General features: G+C 42.9%; 21 protein-coding genes, 4 tRNA genes and 1 pseudogene. 19 read left to right on the top strand and 7 right to left on the bottom strand.

Annotated elements, in window-relative coordinates; translation table 11 throughout:
• Positions 1-26 precede the first annotated feature (26 nt).
• Positions 27-99 (top strand) — tRNA-Asn (locus C0979_RS10055).
• Here the strand turns inward: C0979_RS10055 and C0979_RS10060 are convergent.
• Both C0979_RS10060 and C0979_RS12150 read right to left on the bottom strand, forming a co-directional pair.
• The gene (locus tag C0979_RS10060; protein ID WP_242962687.1) at positions 100-435 is read right to left on the bottom strand and encodes a YbaK/EbsC family protein; all 336 of its coding nucleotides are present in this window, start codon (positions 433-435) and stop codon (positions 100-102) included. It lies immediately after the preceding tRNA gene.
• Complete coding sequence (locus tag C0979_RS12150) at positions 425-592, bottom strand: proline--tRNA ligase (RefSeq protein ID WP_242962688.1); 168 nt, start codon at positions 590-592, stop codon at positions 425-427. Before C0979_RS12150 ends, C0979_RS10060 begins: the two co-directional genes overlap by 11 nt.
• Positions 593-731: 139 nt before the next feature.
• On the opposite strand from C0979_RS12150, the gene C0979_RS12330 reads away from it, so the two are divergent.
• The 5 genes from C0979_RS12330 (at position 732) to C0979_RS10080 (ending at position 4,410) form a co-directional block, all read left to right on the top strand.
• Positions 732-944 carry a LysR family transcriptional regulator gene (locus tag C0979_RS12330; RefSeq protein ID WP_200816260.1) on the top strand — a complete coding sequence of 71 codons (213 nt, stop codon included), beginning with the start codon at positions 732-734 and terminating at the stop codon, positions 942-944.
• Positions 941-1,564: a LysR family transcriptional regulator substrate-binding protein gene (locus C0979_RS10065; protein ID WP_200816261.1), complete on the top strand. Its 624-nt coding sequence runs from the start codon at positions 941-943 to the stop codon at positions 1,562-1,564. Before C0979_RS12330 ends, C0979_RS10065 begins: the two co-directional genes overlap by 4 nt.
• Before the next feature lie 99 nt (positions 1,565-1,663).
• Positions 1,664-2,569: a S66 peptidase family protein gene (locus tag C0979_RS10070; RefSeq protein WP_101695864.1), complete on the top strand. Its 906-nt coding sequence runs from the start codon at positions 1,664-1,666 to the stop codon at positions 2,567-2,569.
• 40 nt (positions 2,570-2,609) lie between these two features.
• Complete coding sequence (locus C0979_RS10075; protein WP_101695865.1) at positions 2,610-3,698, top strand: DUF3810 domain-containing protein; 1,089 nt, start codon at positions 2,610-2,612, stop codon at positions 3,696-3,698.
• Between the two features lie 85 nt (positions 3,699-3,783).
• Positions 3,784-4,410, top strand: a complete 627-nt coding sequence (locus C0979_RS10080; protein WP_101695866.1) for a DUF1847 domain-containing protein — start codon at positions 3,784-3,786, stop codon at positions 4,408-4,410.
• Between the two features lie 56 nt (positions 4,411-4,466).
• Here C0979_RS10080 and C0979_RS10085 read toward each other — a convergent pair whose 3' ends face one another.
• Positions 4,467-6,680 carry a DNA topoisomerase III gene (locus C0979_RS10085; protein ID WP_101695867.1) on the bottom strand — a complete coding sequence of 738 codons (2,214 nt, stop codon included), beginning with the start codon at positions 6,678-6,680 and terminating at the stop codon, positions 4,467-4,469.
• A 188-nt stretch (positions 6,681-6,868) separates the two neighbouring features.
• Between C0979_RS10085 and C0979_RS10090 the strand changes: the two genes are divergently transcribed.
• From C0979_RS10090 to C0979_RS10115, 6 genes and pseudogenes are all read left to right on the top strand, one after another.
• Positions 6,869-6,940: transfer RNA gene (locus tag C0979_RS10090), tRNA-Glu, on the top strand.
• Positions 6,941-6,943: 3 nt separating this feature from the next.
• A tRNA-Cys gene (locus C0979_RS10095) sits at positions 6,944-7,014 on the top strand.
• 113 nt (positions 7,015-7,127) lie between these two features.
• The gene (locus tag C0979_RS10100) at positions 7,128-7,508 is read left to right on the top strand and encodes a DUF6198 family protein (protein WP_101695868.1); all 381 of its coding nucleotides are present in this window, start codon (positions 7,128-7,130) and stop codon (positions 7,506-7,508) included.
• Positions 7,509-7,752: 244 nt separating this feature from the next.
• Positions 7,753-7,823, top strand: a tRNA-Cys gene (locus tag C0979_RS10105).
• 216 nt (positions 7,824-8,039) lie between these two features.
• A complete protein-coding gene (locus C0979_RS10110) occupies positions 8,040-13,349 on the top strand; it encodes a family 43 glycosylhydrolase (RefSeq protein WP_101695869.1) in 5,310 nt (1,769 codons plus the stop codon).
• A 191-nt stretch (positions 13,350-13,540) separates the two neighbouring features.
• Positions 13,541-13,817: pseudogene (locus C0979_RS10115) on the top strand (sugar transporter); the annotation flags it as partial.
• A gap of 155 nt (positions 13,818-13,972) precedes the next feature.
• Here the strand turns inward: C0979_RS10115 and bilS are convergent.
• Genes bilS through C0979_RS10135 form a run of 4 tightly spaced genes read right to left on the bottom strand, consistent with a single transcriptional unit; the run spans position 13,973 to position 16,563 of the window.
• Positions 13,973-14,500: a flavodoxin family protein BilS gene (bilS, locus tag C0979_RS10120; RefSeq protein ID WP_101695871.1), complete on the bottom strand. Its 528-nt coding sequence runs from the start codon at positions 14,498-14,500 to the stop codon at positions 13,973-13,975.
• Positions 14,501-14,521: 21 nt separating this feature from the next.
• Entirely contained in the window at positions 14,522-15,268 is a 747-nt protein-coding gene (locus tag C0979_RS10125) for a DnaJ domain-containing protein (RefSeq protein ID WP_101695872.1), read from the bottom strand.
• 3 nt (positions 15,269-15,271) lie between these two features.
• A complete protein-coding gene (locus tag C0979_RS10130; RefSeq protein ID WP_101695873.1) occupies positions 15,272-16,156 on the bottom strand; it encodes a DUF5685 family protein in 885 nt (294 codons plus the stop codon).
• An 11-nt stretch (positions 16,157-16,167) separates the two neighbouring features.
• Positions 16,168-16,563, bottom strand: coding sequence for a zinc ribbon domain-containing protein (locus tag C0979_RS10135; protein WP_101695874.1), 396 nt, complete (start codon positions 16,561-16,563; stop codon positions 16,168-16,170).
• 293 nt (positions 16,564-16,856) lie between these two features.
• Here C0979_RS10135 and C0979_RS10140 point away from each other — a divergent pair, with 293 nt between their 5' ends.
• The 7 genes from C0979_RS10140 (at position 16,857) to C0979_RS10170 (ending at position 21,751) form a co-directional block, all read left to right on the top strand.
• Positions 16,857-18,197 (top strand): L-cysteine desulfidase family protein, encoded by a 1,341-nt coding sequence (locus C0979_RS10140; protein ID WP_101696012.1) that lies wholly within the window; start codon positions 16,857-16,859, stop codon positions 18,195-18,197.
• Between the two features lie 12 nt (positions 18,198-18,209).
• The gene (srtB, locus tag C0979_RS12265; RefSeq protein WP_101695875.1) at positions 18,210-19,478 is read left to right on the top strand and encodes a class B sortase; all 1,269 of its coding nucleotides are present in this window, start codon (positions 18,210-18,212) and stop codon (positions 19,476-19,478) included.
• A complete protein-coding gene (locus C0979_RS10150) occupies positions 19,478-19,687 on the top strand; it encodes a DUF951 domain-containing protein (protein WP_101695876.1) in 210 nt (69 codons plus the stop codon). Before srtB ends, C0979_RS10150 begins: the two co-directional genes overlap by 1 nt.
• 110 nt (positions 19,688-19,797) lie before the next feature.
• Positions 19,798-20,085: a 30S ribosomal protein S6 gene (gene rpsF, locus C0979_RS10155; RefSeq protein WP_101695877.1), complete on the top strand. Its 288-nt coding sequence runs from the start codon at positions 19,798-19,800 to the stop codon at positions 20,083-20,085.
• 21 nt (positions 20,086-20,106) lie between these two features.
• Positions 20,107-20,553 (top strand): single-stranded DNA-binding protein, encoded by a 447-nt coding sequence (locus C0979_RS10160; protein WP_101695878.1) that lies wholly within the window; start codon positions 20,107-20,109, stop codon positions 20,551-20,553.
• 20 nt (positions 20,554-20,573) lie between these two features.
• A complete protein-coding gene (rpsR, locus tag C0979_RS10165) occupies positions 20,574-20,840 on the top strand; it encodes a 30S ribosomal protein S18 (RefSeq protein WP_101695879.1) in 267 nt (88 codons plus the stop codon).
• Between the two features lie 107 nt (positions 20,841-20,947).
• Positions 20,948-21,751: an MBL fold metallo-hydrolase gene (locus tag C0979_RS10170; RefSeq protein ID WP_101695880.1), complete on the top strand. Its 804-nt coding sequence runs from the start codon at positions 20,948-20,950 to the stop codon at positions 21,749-21,751.
• Positions 21,752-21,772: the final 21 nt, after the last annotated feature.

A 21,772-nucleotide genomic window follows, 5' to 3' on the forward strand; every position in this document is an offset into this window, starting at 1 on the left:
TTTTTATTTACTTTATAATAAAATATTCCTCCTTAGCTCAGTCGGTAGAGCACTCGGCTGTTAACCGAGTTGTCGTTGGTTCAAGTCCAACAGGGGGAGCTAGAAGAACCGTAAATGTTTTACATTTGCGGTTTTTCTGTATTTAAAAAAAGAGAATTGTTTTTTTGAAAAAGCTGCCATGTTCAAAGAACTCAACATGGCAGCTTTTTCTAGGGGTATTTGTATTTCGATAATTACGGGTTTATGTTTGGAAAATGGTAAAAACTTATCAATAATATCTGCAGTTCGGAGTTTAAGGTAACAGGTAGTTGTTCCGTCGCTGCATCCGTAATAGTCTTCATTTGCAACGTCTTTGTCGATAATTACCTGTACATCTCTATCCAGGTCTAAAAGTGTTCCAAATACGGTTGCAGCACCGATTTTATTACCCAGCATTTCCTCCATCAGTTCTGCGGGAGCAAAAAATAGCTTCATCTGTGTCTACACGATCAAAGGGGATTTTCAGCTGTGCCAGGGCTTTGTAAGTCTCCTGCTGCAGATGGTTCTTATATTCGTCAGGTGCTGTTGTCATAATTTCGCTAATATAAAACATTTTTCTTCTCCGTATAAACATAAAAATTTGTCATTGCGCTATGACTTGTTAATAGTGTAGCATAATTTCATAGATAATAAAAACGAATAATTCTCATCCTATATACATGCTTTCAACTTAAATAAAGGAAATATATTTTATGGATGTAAATTTGCAAAAATATTTGGCTTTTGTAAAAGCCGTAGAATATAAAAATTTTACAAAAGCTGCTGCGGTACTAAATTATTCCCAGTCTGGAATCAGTCGTATGATTTCTGATCTGGAAAAGGAATGGAATGTGACTTTGTTGGAACGGAACCGCGCTGGAGTTCAGCTGACTTCTGATGGAAAGGAGCTGTGCCCTATGCGATGAGTCTCTGTGCAGAATATGAAAAATTACAAACTAAGGTAGACGATTTACATGGTTTGAAAGCAGGGCTTATTCGCATTGGTACTTTCTCCAGTGTGGCGACACATTGGCTCCCCAAGGTGATAAAAGCTTTTCAGAATGATTATTCGCAGATTGAATATGAGATTCTTTTAGGAGACTATACAGAAATTGAGAAATGGATTATTGAGAGACGTGTAGACTTTGGATTTTTAAGGCTGCCGACGCTGTCACAGTTTGAGACTATGTTTCTTGCACAGGATGAATTAATGGTTGTGCTCCCGGAAGCGCATCCGATGGCAGAGGCAGATGTATTTCCTATGGCTGCATTGTGTAAGGAGCCTTTTCTATTGCTTGAAAAAGATAAAAATATTGTTGTCTCGGATATTTTTAGAAAGAACCAATTAAAACCGGATATAAGGTTTACAACATGGGATGATTATGCCATTATGTCGATGGTTGAAGCAGGACTTGGTATTAGTATATTACCTAGTTTAGTTCTTCAAAGAATTCCTTATCGAATTGTGATAAAAAAGCTGGAAATGCCGCTTATCGGAAAATCGGTATTGCTATGCCTGATAAAAGGCAATGTTCTAAAGCAGTAAAAGAGTTTATCAAATATCTAGATAATAGATAAGCTTTCAGGAAAAATCAACAAAGCTTTCAGGTAGAGAAGTTGTGAAAAAGAAAGGATAGGTTTATTTATGCAGGAGATTATTTATCCGAGATCATTACAAAAAGGAGATCAGGTGTGTCTGATTGATCCGGCAAATGCATATACGGAGGCTGGAGTTGATGCGGCGGTTTCTTTTTTAGAAGGAAAGGGTCTGCAAGTAAGGGTCGCTGATGATATGGCATTTCGTCATGGGACGCCGATAGAACGGGCAGGAAAGCTGAACCGGATTTTTCAAGATGAAAACTGCGGGGGGATTTTTTGTATCTGGGGTGGATATGGAACCATGTCCCTTTTGGATTATTTAGATTATGATGCAATCAAAAAGAATCGGCAGGTTTTTACCGGTTTTAGTGATATTACAGCGATGCATTTGGCTATTGGCCAAAAATCAGGGCTTGTGACCTATCATAGCCCTGCGCTTTATAGCGAGAAACGGCCAACGACAGCGGAAGCTTTCGAGCAATTCTGGGATAAAATCGAAAACGTGGAGCGGGAGCGTGAACTAAAAAATCTGAATGGGGAAGATTTTCAGGTCCTTCGGGAAGGAGATTTTGAAGGGATTGTAACGGGTGGCAACATGACCCTTGTTAGTCGACTAATGGGAACGGAATACGAGATTGATACGAAGGGTAAAGTTTTATTTTTGGAAGAAGTAGGAGAAATGCCATATCGGCTTCATGGAATGCTTTCACAGCTTCGGATGGCTGGAAAGCTACAAGATGTGAAGGGGATTTTGATTGGCGCTTTAACGGATTGTGACACGAAAGGGCGACCGGGAAGTGCGATGGCATTGGTACAGGATGCATTAGAAGGAATTGACATTCCAATTATTGCAAACGTGCGGGCAGGTCATATTAAGGATCCGATTACGATTCCGCTTCATGGGAAATTAAAAGCTTCAGGAGGACGGATTTGGCAGTGTGCCGCAGAGTGAATGGATAGCGTATTACAGGAGTTAGAATAGGAGTAGGTGGATGCAGGAATGGATGAAAAGCAGAATGAATCAATGGAGTATCTGTTTGATATTATCAGCGTCTGCTTTAATAATAACAGCCAGATGTTCAAGTGAGTTTGCACATTGGTATAGTGTACACATTTATCAGGGAGTTGTAAATGTAATTGGAAGAGCAATGGGAATGATACCGATTTCTGTATCAGAAAGTCTGCTGTACCTTTTGATTTTTGCGGCTCTTTATCAATTCGTTAGAAGAATTTTCGGTACTTATAAGAGGAGGACTGGAGGAAGAAGTGTTTTTTTCCTGATGTCGGTACTGTATTTTTTATATGTGGTAAATTGCGGTGTGAATTATCAGCGGGAATCCTTTGCGGAAAATATTGGGTTGGAAATTCCATCTTATACGGTGGAAGATTTAAAGACGGTATGTCGAAAACTGACAAAAAAGGTCAATGAAACTGCAAATCAAGTATCGCGCGGGGAGGATGGAACTATGATCCTTTCAGAGGAGATAGACCGACAGGTGGTGGAAACGATGGAAGCGCAGGGGAAAGTATATGAAGTACTTTCCGGCTGTTATCCAAAGCCGAAGGGGCTTCTGTTTCCTTGGATTTTATCGATACAGAATTTGACAGGAGTATATTCTCCGTTTACCGTTGAAGCCAATTATAATACGGAGATGCCAGCTTATAATATTCCTTTTACAGCATGCCATGAACTCTCCCATCTTCGTGGATTTATGCAGGAGGAAGAGGCGAATTTTATTGCATATCTTTCGTCCAGTCAGTCGGATTATAAGGAGTTTCAATACAGTGGATCTTTGATGGGGTGGATTTATTGTATGAATGTACTTTATCAAGTGGAGTATGATTCCTGGGAAACGATTCGTGCAGAGTTATCGCCTCAGACAGAGGTTGATTTGGAGGAAAATAGCAAGTTTTGGGGAAAATATGATACGAAAGTGGCGGAAGTGGCAAATCAGGTTAATGATACGTACTTGAAAGCAAATGGCCAGAGTGATGGCGTAAAAAGTTATGACAAGGTGGTGGATTTAATCGTTGCGTATGAAATGCAGAAGGGAGGGCTGACATCAATCACGGGAAATTAGTGATTTCTCAAAGAATAAAGAAAATAGTCATGCACGGAAACAAAAAAGAGAAAACAAAAGAAAAGAGGAAAGGAAGGAAAAAGAAATGGAAAAGACGGAAATGTCATGTATTGATTGCGCAGTAAAAAACTGTGATAAAATGGACAGCAAATATCCAGAATTCTGTTTGACGACTCATATGGATGAACAGATATTGGAAGGAGCCATGAGATGCTATACAGAGGATGAGAATCATAAGGTCATGGTCGCCGCAGCAGAGGTGGAGGCAGATCATTACTGTCAGTATACAAGGGTAGAGGAAATTATTGCATTTGCCGAAAAGATAGGAGCCAAGAAGATCGGTATTGCGACCTGTGTTGGCTTGCTGAAGGAGAGCAGAATATTAGCATCTATTTTAAGAAATCGGGGATTTGAGGTATTTGGAATTACCTGTAAAGCAGGAGTACAGAAAAAGACTTCTGTAGGAATTCCGGAAAGATGTAATTGTGTAGGGGAGAATATGTGTAATCCAATTCTTCAGGCAAAGATGCTGAATGCAGCGAAGACGGATCTAAATGTGGTGGTTGGTTTGTGCGTGGGGCATGACAGCTTATTTTATAAATATGCGGAAGCGTTAACAACGACTGCCGTAACGAAGGATAGAGTGCTGGGTCATAATCCGGCGGCAGCATTATATACTGCGGATTCCTATTATTCAAAATTAAAAAAATAGAACGTTAAGAACAACAGCCTTCAGGAGAATGTGTTTCCTCCTGAAGGCTGTATGCATTAGTCTAGTTTAATTCCAGATAAAGCCTGGGCAAAAGCGTTATTGATGGGTTCATCCTTTTGTTTCTTCAGATATTTTTGAACATCCTTTTTGGAAACACCGGCGCCTTCTTTTTCCCGTCGTTTTTTGAAAGCGGACAGTTTTTCTTTGTATCCGCACTGACATACAAAGGTTTCTTCATCGCCCTTCTTGATCAGTTCCATTTTCTTATGGCAGTTTGGACACCGGGCATTGCTTGTGCGTGCGATGGTTTCGCGGTAGCCGCATTCACGATCCTGGCAGACCAGAAGGCGGGCATTTTTGCCATTGACGGCAAGCATTCGTTTTCCACAGCGAGGACATTTGCTGTTGGTTAAATTATCGTGGCGGAAGGTTCCGTCAGCTGTCTTGATTTCGGAAATCAGTTCCTTTGTATAGGTTTGGATTTCTTCAATAAAGGCTCGATCCTTTTGGGATCCTTGAGCGATTTTAGACAGCTTCATTTCCCATTTGGCAGTCAGTTCCGGCTTTTTAAGATCTTCAGGAACAAGCTCTAAAAGCTGGCGTCCTTTGGAAGTGATTAGAAGTTCGCTGCCCTTCTTTTCGATCAGAAATGAGTGGAATAATTTCTCGATAATATCAGCTCTAGTGGCAACGGTTCCAAGGCCGCCTGTTTCACCGAGGGTTTTGCGAGCCTGCGCATCCTTAGACTCCATATATTTTACGGGATTTTCCATGGCGGATAAAAGAGTACCTTCTGTAAATCTTGCCGGAGGAGTTGTCTTCCCGGTGGTCATAGATAGCCTGCGTATGGAAAGAGTATCACCTTTCGTCAGCTTGGGGAGCCTTTGGAGAGAACTGCTTTGCGCTTCTTTGTCATCAGGAAAATCACTGTCAGAATCATCTTCCCAGTCGGGAAGGTCCAGACTTTCATAGACGGCTTTCCAGCCAGCGGCAAGAACGACCTGTCCCTTAGCAGTAAATGTTTCTCCATTGACAGATGCTTTGATGGTCGTCTGTTCATATTCGGATGCCGGGTAGAAAACACTGATAAATCTGCGTACGACTAAATCATAAATTTTCCGCTCTTCGTTCGTCATATGTGTCAGTGGAACGGATTCTTCGGTAGGTATGATTGCATGGTGATCACTGACCTTGCTGTCATCGACAAATGCTTTCGAGGTTTTCAAAGGGGCTTTTAGAAGCGCTGGAATATAAGCTTTGTAAGGTCCTGTATTGCAGGCTTTTAACCGTTCTTTGAGGGTCGGAACAATATCATTTCCAATATAACGAGAATCCGTTCGAGGATAAGTCAGAACCTTGTGGTTTTCATATAGACGCTGCATAATGTTCAGTGTCTGTTTGGCAGAAAATCCAAAGCGTCTGTTGGCATCTCTTTGAAGTTCTGTCAGATCATAGAGACCGGGAGCGGGAATCTTTTTTGCTTTTTTCTGCACATCGGTGATGGTAAGATCGGAGTGGTTTATAAGTGACTGCAGATTTTGAATCCTCTCTTTATGAAAAGAACGGGACGTTCCATGCTTAGAATCCTGCCAGGAAAAGGAAGCCGCGTCAGTGACCGCTTTCAGACCATAATATTCCTGAGGCTGAAAAGAACGGATCTCATCCTCGCGTTTGGCAATCATAGCAAGAGTAGGCGTCTGAACACGTCCGCAGGAAAGCTGCGCATTATATTTGCAGGTCAGCGCGCGGGTTGCGTTGATACCAACCAGCCAATCAGCTTCGGCACGGCTTTTAGCGGCAGAATAAAGATTGTTGTATTGGCGGCCATCCTTTAAATTCGCAAAGCCTTCCCGAATTGCTTTATCCGTGACAGAAGAGATCCACAAACGTTTGATGGGTTTATGACAGCCGGTTTTCTCAAGAATCCATCTTGCGACAAGCTCTCCTTCGCGTCCGGCATCTGTTGCGATAATAATTTCTGAGACATCCTTGCGGAAAAGTTGAGATTTCACATGCTGAAACTGCTTGGATGTCTGTTTGATGGTTACCAGCTTCCAGTGATCGGGAATCATAGGGAGATAAGAAAGATTCCACTCTTTGAATTGCTTGTCGTATTCTTCCGGGTCTGCCAGTGTTACAAGGTGGCCAAGAGCCCAGGTTACAATATATTTACTGCCTTCGATTGCGCCAGGCAGAGCTTTGTGGCAGCTCAGCACTCGTGCGATATCGCGGGCAACGGATGGTTTTTCTGCTAATACTAGTGATTTCATAATCAGAACTCCTTCTATAAATCGAATCTGCTTTCAACATATCGAATTTATGGAGGTTTGTCAATCGAAAATAAAATGGAAGCGCATAAAAAAATCAAGAAATACAAATAAAATGTAAAAAACATCTTGCAAATATATAGAACTTATGTTATAGTATAACACGGTCACGTTTTAAGAATAAAATATATGGCTCCATGGTCAAGCGGTTAAGACATCGCCCTTTCACGGCGGTAACACGGGTTCGATTCCCGTTGGAGTCATTTGGCGCCATAGCCAAGTGGTAAGGCAGAGGTCTGCAACACCTTCATCACCAGTTCAAATCTGGTTGGCGCCTCTTGAGGAACACGGAAATCTTGAAAAAGATTTCCGTGTTTTTTCTTGTGCAACAGGATGGGCGGATGATATGATGAAGCAGGAACCAGTGAGAGAATTTATGGGGATATGCTTATGAAAAAATGGAAGATCAGCAGTGAAATTGTCTATTTGATTGGGACGGTGATTTTAGCACTTGCAACAGCAATGCTGACAGCGGCGGATTTTGGATTGTCCATGGTAGTTGCGCCGGCTTATATCGTTAGTTTAAAGTTTGATTTTCTTACATTTGGACAGGCAGAGTATATTGTACAGGGGCTATTATTTGTTGTGTTCTGTATGGTGGTGATCGTGGTATCGTTGCTGCTTCTTCATAAAATAGAAGGGATCGGCCCCGGAACGGTTGTACTTGCGGGATGCAATGGGATGTTGATCGGCTGGTATGGGAAATGGTTTGACAGAAAGTTTGAGGCAGAGCCGACGTGGAAGCGGCTGGCGGGGAAGTTTGAGTTGTAAAAGGGTTGAAGAATCGGTATTAAAAGTAATGAGTTCACATATACTAATGGAAGAATAGCGATGATCGCGATCATGGACGTAGTTGTGACGAAAATTGCGCTGAAAATGCAGGATGTATTTATTGAGAATGTATATAAGACACGTCAGGCGTTGGAAAAAGAAAAATAGTATTTATATAGAAAATAGAAGAGGTTAAACTTGACTATGTTATAAAGATTTGCTATACTAAAGAGGTCGGTAGCAAGGCGCCATAGCCAAGTGGTAAGGCAGAGGTCTGCAACACCTTCATCACCAGTTCAAATCTGGTTGGCGCCTTTAAAAAGAGACCAAAATCTTTAGAGGAGATTTTGGTCTCTTTTTATATATTTAAGGAAAGAATCTAACTAAATCTAACGGAAATTTTAAATTCTTTGAATCACAAAAAAAATGAAAAAACTTCCAAAAAAAATCTATTTAAAATAAAATAGCCCGGTGCTATTGTAGATATAAAATGAAATTTTTTTTATAAAAGGAGGAAAAGGAGGAAAAAGGATGAAAAGAAAGAGAAAATACTGGGGGGTGGCGAGTATTCTGCTTATTCTAGCCATGATATGTAGTTTACTCCCCGTAAATTATTTGGAAGCGTCTTCGTCTTCGGATAATGGAGATGGAACGTTTACAAATCCGGTTATTTATGCAGATGTTCCAGATTTGGATGTAATCCGTGTGGGAGACGCTTATTATATGGTAAGCACAACCATGCATTTGTCTCCAGGATGCCCAGTTATGAAATCTACGGACATGGTTAATTGGGAAATTGTCAATTATGTCTATGATACCTTGGGAGATGAAGACAAGCTGGCGTTGAGAAATGGAGAAAGCGATTACGGAAATGGTTCATGGGCAGCAAGTCTTCGGTATTTTAAAGAAAAATACTATGTGACTTTTGCAAGCTTAAGTACGGGAAAGACGTATATCTACTCTACGGCGGATATTGAAAATGGACCATGGCATAAGTCAGAGTTTAAGGGATATCTTCATGACATTTCTCTTCTTACGACAGAAGACAAGATGTATGTAGTGTATGGAAGCGGTACCGCTCTTTGCCGAGAATTGTCAGAAGATGAAAATGGAGATATTTCTTTTGGAGAAGAATCTACATTAATTAAACATACAGCACTTGATAACGAAGGAAATCCGGTTAATGGTGCGGTAAATTATGTTTCAGAAGGAATTCACGCATATCAGATCGGGGATTATTACTATCTGTTTATGATTCAATGGCCAAGCGGCGGACGCCGCCAGGAGATCTGCTGGAGATCGAAAACGCTTGATTCAAAAGGCTGGGAGAGCAGAAAGATCTTTGATTCAGGCTTAGAGTTCGATGGCAAGATGGATGAAGCTGGGGTTGCCCAGGGCGGAGTTGTAGAGACGAAAGACGGAAAGTGGTATTCATATTTATTCCAGGATCACGGATCAGTCGGAAGAGTTCCGGTGCTGGTTCCGGTGGAATGGAAAGATGGCTGGCCGGTGTTTGGTGATGAGAATGGCAAAGCAGAATCAGTTATGAAGATTCCGGGAGTCTCAAGTGATGAGAAGAATATTGTAGTATCCGATGAATTCTATAATGGAGAAACCAGAAAAGTTTATTCGGATAAAGATGCGGTTGTTCAATCTTCTGAAGAGCCAAAAAAGGCAGTGAAGAATAAAGAAAATAAGGCAGAGAAAGAAATAGTCGAAGTGCTGAAAAACGGCGGATTTGAAGAAGGAACGAAAGGCTGGACAACACAGCAGCCGGGAACACTTACGGAAGTAACAGATGTGATTGTAAGTGGAGAAAAGGCTGTAAAAGTGACGGATAGAACGTTGACCGCATCAGGTCCAAAGCAGGTGATTACCGGCAAAATAAAGGCTGGACAGAAAGTCAATGTCAGCGCCAAAGTAAAGTATGATGAAGGGCCAGACGTTAGGACTTTTAATATTTGCATTCAGAATAATAAAGATGGAAATGTATGGGATGGAATTGAAATTGCGGCCACAGCCGAAGTGAAAAAAGGAGAGTGGACGACAATTCAGGGAAGCTGTACGATTCCGGCCAATGCAGATATGTCTTATAGTGGACTTTTTGTTGAGACAGGATGGGTACCAGAGCCTTCCAAGGACAAGGATCTGATGGATTTTTATGTGGATGACGTATCCTGCAGTTATGAAGCGAATTACGGTATTATTGAAAACGGTGGATTTGAATCTGGTTTAGCCCCATGGCAGATGCAGGATGGCAAAGGGAACTTAGAAGTTACAGATACAGATGCAGCATCAGGAACATACAGTGTATTGGCAAAAGACAGAGTGGCAACAGGAAATGGTCCGATGCAGAACTTGACAGGTAAGGTGAATGCAGGCAGAAAGTATAAGGTTGCTGCGAAAGTAAAATATACATCAGGACCAGACAGCAGAGATTTTGCATTTACCTTCCGTTACGGAGATGGAACGTTTAAAAATGCCCAAATTGCAACGGTAAAGAAAAATGAATGGACACTGATAGAAGGAAGCTACAAGATTCCGGCAGATGCAGATATGTCAGATGTCTGTGCATTTCTTGAGACGACATGGACAGTAGAACAGGATAAGCGGAAGGATTTAATGGATTTCTATGTAGATGATGTCTCAATTGTCGAAGAACCAAAAGAAGAGCAGATTGAAAATGGCGAGAACGATTATAATGGATCAAATTTGAAGCTGGAATGGCAGTGGAATCACAATCCAAATAATAATAACTGGTCATTGACAGAGAGAAATGGTTATCTGCGTCTGACAACGGGAAATGTTGTGACGAATATTGTTGAAGCTCGAAATACTTTGACACAGCGAACATATGGACCAGCTTGTTCCGGCGATGTGGCTTTGGAGGTTTCAGGCATGAAAAATGGTGATGTAGCAGGTCTTGCTGCATTCCAAAAGCATTATGGATACGTCGGAGTCAAGATGGAAGGCGGAACCAAATATTTGGTTATGGTGAAGACGGAAAGTGATGATAACCCAAATGGAAATGAGATCGAACGGGTAGAACTTGATCCTTCTGTAGAGAGAGTTTATTTGCGTGCAGATATGGACTTTAAACAGAAGACGGATAAAGCGGTATTCTTTTATAGCCTGGACGGAAAAGAGTGGTCTCAGATTGGCGATACTCTGCAGATGGCATATACGCTTCCGCATTTCATGGGATATCGCTTCGGATTATTTAATTATGCGACTATAGAAGCCGGTGGATATGCAGATTTTGATTATTTCCACGTGGGAGATATGGGAGAAGAAAGTGCGCCGACAGGATTGAATGTATCGTTAGAGGATATCGAAGGAGTATCAGGAATTGCAAATGCAGAGGTGAAGCTCCCGATTCAAATGGACGCACTTCCGGATGGAGAGTATTCCGGAATTGAGATGTCTATGAATATTCCAGAAGAATTCCGAGTGGCAGATGTTGCTTTCCAGGACAAAAATGTATCAGGAAATACTTCTTATTCTTACTTGAATGGACGACTGGTTCTTTCAGTTACAGGGGATAAAGTTGATTACAACAATACAGAAGGACAGGAATTTGCAACGGTAACATTGCGATTAGCGGATTATCTTACCGAAGATAAGACGGTAACAGTGCGTACAGACTATGTAAAAGTGGCAGGAGGAAATGTAAGCTACAATGTAGACCAGGCAGTGTCCAATATCTCTATGACAAAGCTGAAAACGAGTGCATTGGCAAAAATCCCAGGCTACTCAAATCCAGTTATTGATTATGATTTTGGAGCGGATCCATTTGCGCTTACTTATGATGGCCGGGTTTACTTATATATGACAGCCGACCAGTTCGAGTATGATGCCGAAGGAAATTTGATTGATAATACATACAGTAAGATTAATAAGTTGCATGTGGTTTCTTCCGCAGATATGGTGAACTGGACAGATCATGGATTTGTTCAGGTGGCGGGAGAAAATGGAGTGGCTAAATGGGCAAATAATTCCTGGGCTCCGGCAGCAGCTTATAAGAAAATTAATGGAGAAGATAAATTCTTCCTGTATTTCTGTAATGGCGGAGGCGGCATCGGAGTGCTCGAGGGAGACTCTCCGGTGGGACCATTTAGAGATCCAAATGGAAAAGCACTTGTAGATGCCAGCACACCAGGAGCACAGGGAGTTACCTGGATTTTTGATCCGGCTGTTATGGTGGATGATGATGGAACTGGATATTTAGTGTTCGGCGGAGGAATTCCAAACGACAAGGATAATGCAAGCTGCCTGAATCCAAAGACGGCAAGAGTGATGAAGCTGGGAGATGATATGACCAGCGTTGAAGGCGAAGCTGTGATGATCGATGCACCGTGTATGTTTGAGGATGGTGGCATTCACAAGGTTAATGACCAGTATTATTATACCTATTGTTCTAATTTTGCGGGTGATCATTCAGCGATAGCAGGATATCCGGGATATGGAAACATTTGCTATATGGTAAGTGATAATCCGATGGGACCATATGAGTACAAGGGAGAAATTCTGCAGAATCCGCATACATACTTTGGTGTAGGCGGCAACAATCATCATGCTATTTTTAACTTTGACGGAAAATCCTATATCACCTATCATGCACAGACGCTGGGTCAGGCAATGGGTATTGAGAAAGGATATCGATCCACACATATTAATGAGGTATTCTATTATGCAGACGGAGGCATTAAGGAAATTATTGCCGATCGCGAAGGAATCAGCCAGCTTCACACAATAGATCCATATGCCAAGACTGCAGGAGAAACCATTGCATGGCAGTCTGGAATACAGGTGGAAGACTGTGAAGAAAAAGGAAATGGACTTTCAGCGGTAAACAATAGAAAAGTAACCGGTATTAACCCTGGAGACTGGGCAGCAGTGGCCGGTGCAGATTTTGGAATGGAGGGAGCAGCATCCTTCACAGCGAAAGTTGCATCTGAGGCAGGAGGAACGATAGAGCTTAGAGTTGATTCACCGGATGGAGAAGTGGTGGGAACACTTGACATTCCAGCAGGAGATGGATCCTGGAAGGAGTTAAGCTGCGAAGTAAAAGGCCTGACAGGAACACATAATGTTTTCTTTGTGTTTAACGGAGATTCCAAGGAAGATAATCTGATGAGCATCGATGAATGGCAGTTTACAGAAAAGAAAGCAACGGCGCCAGATAAGAGCAAGCTGGCAGAAGTAATTGAGCGGGCGTCTAAGGTAGAGGTTTCTAAGTATACAGAAGAAACAGTAGAAAAGATGCAGGAAGCATTCTCTGAAGCACAGAAAGTCTATGATGATCAGGAGGCAACAGAGAGCGAGATTGCAAAAGCCGTAAAAATGCTGGAAGATGCACTGGAGAATCTGAAATTAAAGGAGAATGAAGGTTATAAGGTGCTGGAAGGAAGCGACAGCAAGTGGACACGAGGCTCGAAAGAAGGTCTTACATTTAAAATCAGTAAAGGTAAGTTTGATCATTTAGAGATAAGCGGTGTCGTAGTTGACCCATCTCAATATACCTTTGATGCAGAAAATATGACAATCCTAGTTCGACCGGAGTATTTAGACAGCCTCGCGGAAGGTGTTTATACGGTTGCATTTGTTTATAGCGACGGCGGAGAGGCTTGTGCAAAACTAACGGTTGTAGTACCGGATGCTGGAGATGGTCAAAATAATGAAGGTAATCAAGGCGGCAGCGGTAATAGCCAGGGAGATGGCGGAAGTGGAAATGGTACGGTGAAAACCGGAGATTCGGCTAATGTTGTTTCCTGGGGTGTGCTGTTAATTCTGGCGATGTTCGGAGCTGGAATGGCAGTGCGGGCAAAAAGAAAAAAATAATATTGTAGAGTTGCCTGTTTAGGGACAGGGTGAAAGTTAATTGGGGACGTGTACAAATGAAAAAAACTCCGTCCCCAATGTAGTATAGAACATCATAATAAGTACTAACAGATATACTAAAAATCAATTGGCTTTTTGCGTGTGTGGTCGATATACTGAAACTAGTGTATAAAATAGAGGAGGTAATTAGTATGTCTATTACAGCGGAAACAGCGAAAAATCATGCAAAGGATCCGGCGGTATTATGCTGCAGAGCAGAAGCGGGAATCACGATTGAACCGGCGAACTTAGAAGATCCGGCGATCTTTGATGAGTTGGTTGATTCTGGGTTGTTGAATTTGGAGGGCTGTTTAACAATTGAGCAAGTCCTGGGAGCAAAGCTTACAAAGACGAGTGATTCACTTTCCCCATTGACTGTGGATAATGTGGAGGGAATCCAGGAAGTGTCCGCAGAAGAACCTAAGGAAGAGTCCCCGGCAGAGGCTCCGGTAGTGTCTGTGGAAGGGGCAGTGACTACAATTAAACATGGAAAAGTTGTAATTTCTATTAAAGAAGGAAGAGATATTTATTTAGAATTGCCTATTTAGGGACAGGGTAAAAGTTAATTGGGGACGGAGGTTTTTTCAAAAAACTCCGTCCCCAATTAACTTTAATATTCTATCCACAAATACCTTCGCATGTTCAAAATCCAGGCTATCCGGATGGGTGAGGGCATCGTCGAAATTGCGGATGCAAAAATCCATTTTTTCGGCGTTTTCCGGTGTGCGGAGCGTTTCATATTTTTTGCGTACTTGTTGAGGCATCCGCCCTTGGCAAAGGAAAGAACCCAGATACTGATTGTCAGATTCAATCCAGGCGCTGACGCTGCAGGAGATAGCCTGGTAGTATTCTGGGGAATCGCCCATTCCGCAGGTGCCGAACAGAGCGATTTGCTTGCCGCTTAAGCTGCTTAGGAAATCGCTGACGGTCATGCTGCAGGTACCCTGATGAACGCAGAAGCCTATGAAATAGATTTTGGCTTCCGGGATAGTTTTATCAGTGGTGATATCGATCAGGTCTTTTGAGTTGCCCGGAAGGCGCGAAAAAATAGTAGCAGCAAGCTTCCGGGTATTGCCTGTTTCGCTTTGATATAGTACAAGATAATCTAACATGGAAGATCACTCCTCTCTGTTTTAGATATAATTTCCGCCGGTTGGAACTCCGCCTCCGCAGCAAAGACCGCCGCCTCCGCAGCAGAGATTGCAGACCAGATTGGCGATGCAAAGCTTCATGCAGAAATTTCCGCCGCCGGTAAAGGTTGTCTGATAAGGTCCTTGTTGTTCCTGATACCAGATGCCGCCGCGCTCAAATCGGTTCACAAGCATTTGATACTGCATGTTGTCCGGTTCCAGCCGAAGAGCTTCTTTTGCGTGCTGCAGGGCGATAACGTTATTACCTGCACCGGAGTTGGCAAGCGCGCTGTAGTAATACCAGAGCGCATTTCGCCTAGTGATAGGATTTAGCAGGTTCAGAGCTTCCTGATAATGTCCGCTGTTAATAAAATTAAAGGCAGCCCGCATATGGAGCTCGTCCTCACTTTCTGCGGCGCCAGATCCGGCTTGTTGATATTGACCGTTAAAACCTCGGAAGGTTCCAAAACCGCCGAAGTCTCCGAAGTCGCCATATCCGCCGCCGTAGCTGCCGTATCCGCCGGAAGAACCGTAGTTGCCGGAAGCATTGGAAGTTCCATATTCCCGTTCCTTCATAATCTGTTGATAGGCTTGCTGAACTTCTTTGAATTTGGCTTCAGCCTGATCTTTGTTGGGGTTATTGATATTGGCATCCGGGTGATACTTCCGGCTGAGCGAGCGGTAAGCTTTTTTGATGTCATCGTCGGAGGCACTTTGTGATACACCTAAGATGCTGTATGGATCTAACATTTTTTATTCTCCTGTATTCTGATTTTTGGTGGCAGATGATGGATTTGCTGCTTCTTCCTGCTGCTTTTTCCTTTTGGCAGTGACTGCTGTGTACCGGCACCACACGCCGGAATATAGAATGTTGCGGAGAATTTCGGCGTGCAGGAGAATGGGAAGTTTCTCGAAGCTTCTGGAACATTCCGACATCATCAGAGTTAAGAGTGTTCGACAATCTTCAGCGAAATTTTTATTATTCTGAAAATCATTTTTTAACGGATTATAGTTCCCGGATGCGAGATCGTCCTCAACATCCTCATATGCGTCCATTAAGTAAATAAATTTCCCAAGAAAGAATCCTATTTTCCGAAGATAAGGTTCCCATTCATCTTTTTGATAGACAAAGCATTCCGCCATAATATTTCCAAATAGTCCGGCCATCCGGTCGATACTTTGTTCATTCTGTTTCTCAAGTCTGGAAATTTCCTGCAAATTCTGGGTCACGACAGCAACCTTTTGGGGATATTTCTGTTCGATTTCCCGAATGCAAGGGGATAGAACTTTCGCGGCGGCACGGCTTTTCAGCTTGTGCTCGTCTTCCCAGTCATCCTTGCATTTGTAATAGCAGAGAATCATGTTGATAGCGGCTGCATAATCGGTATATAAATTGGTTCTGGCAGCGTGTTTTTCCAGTGGGTGTGCAATACAGCTGATTGTGTCAAGCCTGGTGTCAGGCTCATACAATCCGGTTAACAGAACGACTAGAAAAGTCATGTCATAGGATAAAGTCATCTGACCTCTCTTGCCATAACATTCTTTTAGCTGTTTGCAAAGTCCGCAGTAGTAGGATTGATACATATCGAAATCTTTGAATTTCATTTCCGCCTTATTAATTGCAATATAACCAAACATTTCAGGTTCTCCTAACTGTTTTTGATAAATGTAGTATTACATTTGGGGCAGCGGATTTCAATGCGTCCCTTTCCTTTTGGAACACGGATTTTTTGGCGGCAGGTAGGACACTTATAGATGTGATGGGTTTTGCGTTGTGCCATCAGATTCTTCTGTTGTCCAAAGAAGCTGCGAATTCTATAGGTTTTACTCAGATACTGCTGATTTTCTGTAGCACGCTTGTAGGTGTGTCTGGAAAACATTCTATAATAAGAATAAATGATTAAGAACCAGGCAAGCAGTGAAAGCAGGAAGCTGTCCATCCAGTTAGACAGAAGTGCAGCGATTAATCCTGTAAAGATGGTGAACTTCCCAAATGAGTCAATACCGTATCTTCCGGCCATAAATCGTATTAGTTTATCTTTCATATGTCTGAACCTCCTCAAGTCTGAAATGGAAGAAGCCATTTCTATCATATCTTCCATCATACGATGAGACGTGGGAAAGTCAATAAACTACGCATAAACTTATTAGAAAATTATATAAAGTTTTTTTTAGATGTGTTACAATGTACGGAAAGGGCAGAGCCAGGCCGGAAGGCATGCATCGGCTGCGCTTGCGCAAAGAGAGGCATGCCTTCCGATCTGGCGAGCGAAGCGAGCGAGGAAAACCGGAGGTTTTGCGCAGCTGTGCCCGCGGAAAGGGTAGAAAGGGGATTGCAATGAGGGAATTAACCGAATTGATTCGAGCGGATATGCGTCCGGCGCTTGGCGTGACGGAGCCGGGAGCGATTGCATTTGCAGTGGCAAGTGCGAAGAGCCATGTTGCGGGAGAAGTGAAAAAGGTCCATGTAGCATTGAATTCAGGAATGTATAAAAATGCATTTACATGTGGAATTCCAAATTCTTCCCATTTTGGAAATTTATATGCGGCAGCACTTGGCGCAGTGGCAGCAGATGCTAAGAAGGGATTAGAATCACTGGATGCAGTTACGCCAAAGGATGACGTGTTGGCGGAGCAGATGGTTGCAGATGGAAAGGTTGAGGTGGTTTTAGATCACATCGGATCAGAGATCACGATTGATGCAAGGGTAGAGACCGAGACGGATAACTGTGTGGTCAGTATCCGTGGAAGTCATACAAATATTGTACAGATTGTGAAAAACGGAATCTGCATCTGGCAGATGAAAGAAGATGCAAAAGAAGAGGAGAAAGAAGAGCCGGCGAAAGTCGCAGGAGCTTTTTCGGAAGCCGATTGTAAGGGAACGGGCGCTGGTAGCGACACACCGGTCATTCACCGCTATACGTTGGCGCAGATTCTTTCTTATGTCCGGGAAGTTCCGGCAGAAGAAATAGCATTTATCGGGGATGCATTTACCATGAATCTGGAACTTTTGCAGGAAGGAATTCGTTCAAAGCGGACGACGATTACGCCGATGCTTTTAGAGGAAAATGGGCAGGAGCTGATCTCAGAAAATGCACAAAGTACAGCACAGCTTCTTTGTAATGGAGCGATCGAGGCCAGGGTGTTGGGACTTAGCCGTCCGGCAATGAGTATTACAGGAAGTGGAGCTCACGGAATTATTGCGACGATGCCATTGTATGCATATGCGAAGGTGCATAAGGAGCGTGTGTCAGAAGAAGCTCTTCTTAGAGCCACGGCGCTTAGTTACTTGATTACGATGTATATAAAAGAGTATTCCGGGAAGCTTTCGGCATTTTGCGGCTGTGGAATTGCGGCGGGAACAGGAATGGCGTGCGGGCTTGCCTATTTGCAGGGCGCAGAGGAAGAGGCATTTACGAATGTAATTCAAAATATGGCGAGCGGCCTTACGGGGATGATTTGCGATGGCGGAAATCATGGATGCGCAATGAAAGGTATTGTGGCGGTTGACGCAGCATTTCGAGCAGCGGATATGGCGAAAAAAGGCATTTGTATTGAACATATTCATGGGATTAATGGAAGGACACCGGAGGATACCATGCAATATATGGGAATGATTGCATCTCCGGGAATGGTAGAGACGGAAAAGACAATTGTAGAAATCATGGAACAGAAGTAGTGGGGAGTAGATATGAAGGAAGACGAGAAAATCAGAGATAAGAATAGAAGGGCACCACAAAGCGGGGGCGGAAGCAGGGAGGATGTGCCGCATAGAACCAGTATTAAGGCGGCAAGAGAAGCGCAGCATAGCCATCGGCCAAAGACGACGCAGCCGGCAGGGGAAGCGAAGAAGGCTTCAAGACCAGCAGGAGAACGGGTAAATCGCCCGGCAGGAGAGCGAGCAACTCGCCCGACAGGAGAACGAGCAAGTCGCCCGGCAGGAGAACGAGCAAGCCGCCCGACAGGAGAGCGGGCAACTCGACCAGCTGCAAGAACGGCGGGTCAGACGGAAGAAGGAAGAACTACGAGACAGACGGCGGAGCAGAAAAACGAGGAAAGAAAACAGACGAGGATTCATCCGGAACGCGAGACGAAGTCAAGAAGTATTCATCAAAAAGCAGATTCCCATGGAAAAAAAGCGGAAAAGAAATCAGGAAAGAAATCGGGGAAAAAAGCGGATGAGAAAAAAGGAAAAAAGAAGAGCAATCTGATTTTTAATATTATCTTAGTTGTTGCAATTATTGTATTTTGCGTGTCAGCATTTCAGCTGTTTAATATCTTCAAAGGCTACCATGAGGGACGCAGTGAGTACGATAAAGTGCGAAAACTGGCAGTGACAACGGATAAGAAGAAAGCGGATAAAGAGACTGGTGATGGATTTCAGGTAAATTTTGAAGAGCTTTTAAAAATGAATCCGGATACGATCGGCTGGATTCGGTTTACGCCGGAACCGGCTCAGATTAATTATCCGATTGTACAGGGACAGGATAACGAAAAGTATTTGAAGACGACCTTTACGGCAAATGAAAATACGCTGGGAGCTATTTTCTTGAATGTGGATAACATGTCCGATTATTCGGATAAGAATAGTATTATATATGGACACCGTATGAAGGATGGGTCTATGTTCCGGCACTTACAGGATTATGATTCAAAGTCATTTTGGGAAAAGAATCCGTACTTCTATATTTATACATTGGATGGACGAAAGCTGACGTATCATATTTATTCGGTAGGTCAGGTGGAAGACACTTCGGATACTTATTTGACGTCATTTGAGTCGGAAGAAGCGTATCAGTCATTTTTGGATATGACGAAAGAGGTGGCTATATATGATACTGGCGTAGAGGTTACGACAGAAGATAAGATTGTGACGTTGTCAACCTGTACCAGCGCCAGTGACGAGCATCGTTTTGTTGTGCGGGGAGTTCTGGAAAAAGAAGAGCAGGTGAAAAAGTAATGAATCAATATAATTATGAAGTTGGAGATGTTGTTACGTTGAAAAAGCAGCATCCATGCGGAAGCAAAGAATGGGAAATCCTGCGTGTTGGAGCGGATTTTCGCTTGAAATGCAGAGGATGCGGACATCAAATTATGATTTCCCGCCGAATCGTAGAGAAAAATACAAAGGATTTAAAGAAAAAGCTTGAAACGGATGGAAGAGTATGATATTATACTGAATTGTGATACGATAAATTTGCTGTGTGTAAATGCAGTAAAATCCTTGCTCCCACATAAGTTGAGCGGGGGCCAAAAGACCAGAAGGAGGTGCAGACGACATGAACAAATATGAATTAGCTGTTGTTGTCAGTGCAAAAATCGAAGATGACGAGAGAGCTCAGGTTATCGAAAAAGTAAAGGCTTTAGTAGAGCGTTTCGGTGGCAAGATCTCTGATGTCGATGAATGGGGTAAGAAGAGATTAGCTTACGAGATTCAGAAGATGAAAGAAGCATATTACTATTTCATCCACTTCGAGTCTGATGCTGAGACTCCAGGCGAAATCGAACAGAGAATTCGCATCATGGACAACGTGCTCAGATATTTATGCGTTAGACAGGAAGCATAAGCAGGAAGAAGAGGTATTTATATGAATAAAGTAATTTTGATGGGACGCTTAACAAGAGATCCTGAAGTGAGATATTCACAGGGAGAAAATCCTTTGGCGATTGCAAGATATACCCTGGCTGTTGACCGCAGATTTAAGCGTGATGGAGAGGCGAGTGCAGATTTTATTAACTGCGTGGCCTTTGGAAGACAGGCAGAACATGCTGAGAGATATTATCGTCAGGGACTTCGCGTTACAATTTGCGGACGCATTCAGACGGGAAGCTATACGAACAAGGATGGCGTGAAGGTGTATACAACAGAAGTTGTTGTAGAAGAACAGGAATTCGCAGAGAGCAAAGCTGCGAGCGATGCCAATGTGGGAAGTTTCCATGCTGCTCCATCACCGGCACCAGCACCAGTATCTGACGCGGGTGACGGCTTCATGAATATTCCAGATGGAATTGATGAAGAATTACCGTTCAACTAAGATTCAGGAGGTAAAGCAAGATGGCTTACGATAAAGGAAATCGTCCAGAAGGCGGCTTCAAGAGAAGAGGCGGCGGACGCAGAAGAAAAAAAGTATGCGTATTCTGTGGAAAAGAGAATAACGAAATCGATTACAAGGATGTAGCAAAATTAAGAAAATACATCTCTGAAAGAGGAAAAATTCTTCCAAGAAGAATTACAGGAAACTGTGCAAAGCATCAGAGAGCATTGACAGTAGCAATTAAGAGAGCTCGTCACATTGCATTAATGCCATACGTACAGGACTAATATTGATACGAATGTGTATGTAAAACCGCCATTACTTATGTGATGGCGGTTTTTCCGAATTAGGAAAACGAATAAAAAGGTTTTAAGATAAAAGGAGGCGGAGAAAGATGAAGTTGACAATACTGGGAACGGGAAATGCAACGGTATCAGAATGTTATAATACTTGTTTTGCGTTGACGGATGAGGAGAAGAGATGTTTCCTGGTGGACGCAGGAGGCGGAAACCGGATTCTGAAAGTTTTGAGGGATACTGGAATTGAACTGGGAGAGATTCACGATCTTTTTGTGACCCACGAACACATTGATCATGTGTTGGGAGTGATCTGGCTGATTCGTATGATTGGACAGCGGATGAACCAGGGGAAATATGACGGGGATTTACGAATTTATTGTCATAAAGAATTGGCTGAGAAGATTCAGACAATTGCGAACCTGACCATTCAGCAAAAGGTCTGTAAACACATGGGGGAAAGAATTCAGTTTGATGTAGTGGAAAATGGGGATAAACGCGAAATCCTTGGAAAAACCGTGACATTTTTTGATATCATGTCCACAAAAGCAAAGCAGTTTGGCTTTACTATGACGGTGGAAAATGGGGATAAGTTTACCTGTGTGGGAGATGAACCATACAATGAAGCGAATTATGAATACGTGAAAGGAAGCACCTGGCTTCTCCATGAAGCATTCTGCCTGTTTGATGAGGCAGATAAATTTAAGCCTTACGAAAAGCATCATAGTACGGTAAAAGAAGCCTGCCAATTGGCAGAAGAACTGGGCGTTCCGAATCTTCTGCTATATCATACGGAAGAGACACATCTGAGCGAGAGAAAGAAATTGTATACAGAAGAGGGTAGAAGATACTACCATGGTAATCTATATGTGCCGGATGATCTGGAAGTGTTTGAATTGTAGGAAAAATGTCAACGGGGACGG

It is taken from the genome of Dorea phocaeensis (genome assembly GCF_900240315.1).
Taxonomy (GTDB): Bacteria; Bacillota; Clostridia; order Lachnospirales; family Lachnospiraceae; genus Dorea_B; species Dorea_B phocaeensis.

Coding starts and splice junctions, on each gene's coding strand:
- C0979_RS10110 (WP_101695869.1), top strand. CDS start 8,040: ATGAAAAGAAAGAGAAAATACTGGGGGGTGGCGAGTATTCTGCTTATT.
- C0979_RS10150 (WP_101695876.1), top strand. CDS start 19,478: ATGAATCAATATAATTATGAAGTTGGAGATGTTGTTACGTTGAAAAAG.
- C0979_RS10100 (WP_101695868.1), top strand. CDS start 7,128: ATGAAAAAATGGAAGATCAGCAGTGAAATTGTCTATTTGATTGGGACG.
- rpsR (WP_101695879.1), top strand. CDS start 20,574: ATGGCTTACGATAAAGGAAATCGTCCAGAAGGCGGCTTCAAGAGAAGA.
- C0979_RS10140 (WP_101696012.1), top strand. CDS start 16,857: ATGAGGGAATTAACCGAATTGATTCGAGCGGATATGCGTCCGGCGCTT.
- C0979_RS10125 (WP_101695872.1), bottom strand. CDS start 15,268: ATGTTAGATCCATACAGCATCTTAGGTGTATCACAAAGTGCCTCCGAC.
- C0979_RS10060 (WP_242962687.1), bottom strand. CDS start 435: ATGCTGGGTAATAAAATCGGTGCTGCAACCGTATTTGGAACACTTTTA.
- C0979_RS12150 (WP_242962688.1), bottom strand. CDS start 592: ATGTTTTATATTAGCGAAATTATGACAACAGCACCTGACGAATATAAG.
- rpsF (WP_101695877.1), top strand. CDS start 19,798: ATGAACAAATATGAATTAGCTGTTGTTGTCAGTGCAAAAATCGAAGAT.
- C0979_RS10085 (WP_101695867.1), bottom strand. CDS start 6,680: ATGAAATCACTAGTATTAGCAGAAAAACCATCCGTTGCCCGCGATATC.
- C0979_RS10170 (WP_101695880.1), top strand. CDS start 20,948: ATGAAGTTGACAATACTGGGAACGGGAAATGCAACGGTATCAGAATGT.
- C0979_RS10130 (WP_101695873.1), bottom strand. CDS start 16,156: ATGTTTGGTTATATTGCAATTAATAAGGCGGAAATGAAATTCAAAGAT.
- C0979_RS10075 (WP_101695865.1), top strand. CDS start 2,610: ATGCAGGAATGGATGAAAAGCAGAATGAATCAATGGAGTATCTGTTTG.
- C0979_RS10160 (WP_101695878.1), top strand. CDS start 20,107: ATGAATAAAGTAATTTTGATGGGACGCTTAACAAGAGATCCTGAAGTG.
- srtB (WP_101695875.1), top strand. CDS start 18,210: ATGAAGGAAGACGAGAAAATCAGAGATAAGAATAGAAGGGCACCACAA.
- C0979_RS10065 (WP_200816261.1), top strand. CDS start 941: ATGAGTCTCTGTGCAGAATATGAAAAATTACAAACTAAGGTAGACGAT.
- C0979_RS10135 (WP_101695874.1), bottom strand. CDS start 16,563: ATGAAAGATAAACTAATACGATTTATGGCCGGAAGATACGGTATTGAC.
- C0979_RS10070 (WP_101695864.1), top strand. CDS start 1,664: ATGCAGGAGATTATTTATCCGAGATCATTACAAAAAGGAGATCAGGTG.
- C0979_RS12330 (WP_200816260.1), top strand. CDS start 732: ATGGATGTAAATTTGCAAAAATATTTGGCTTTTGTAAAAGCCGTAGAA.
- C0979_RS10080 (WP_101695866.1), top strand. CDS start 3,784: ATGGAAAAGACGGAAATGTCATGTATTGATTGCGCAGTAAAAAACTGT.
- bilS (WP_101695871.1), bottom strand. CDS start 14,500: ATGTTAGATTATCTTGTACTATATCAAAGCGAAACAGGCAATACCCGG.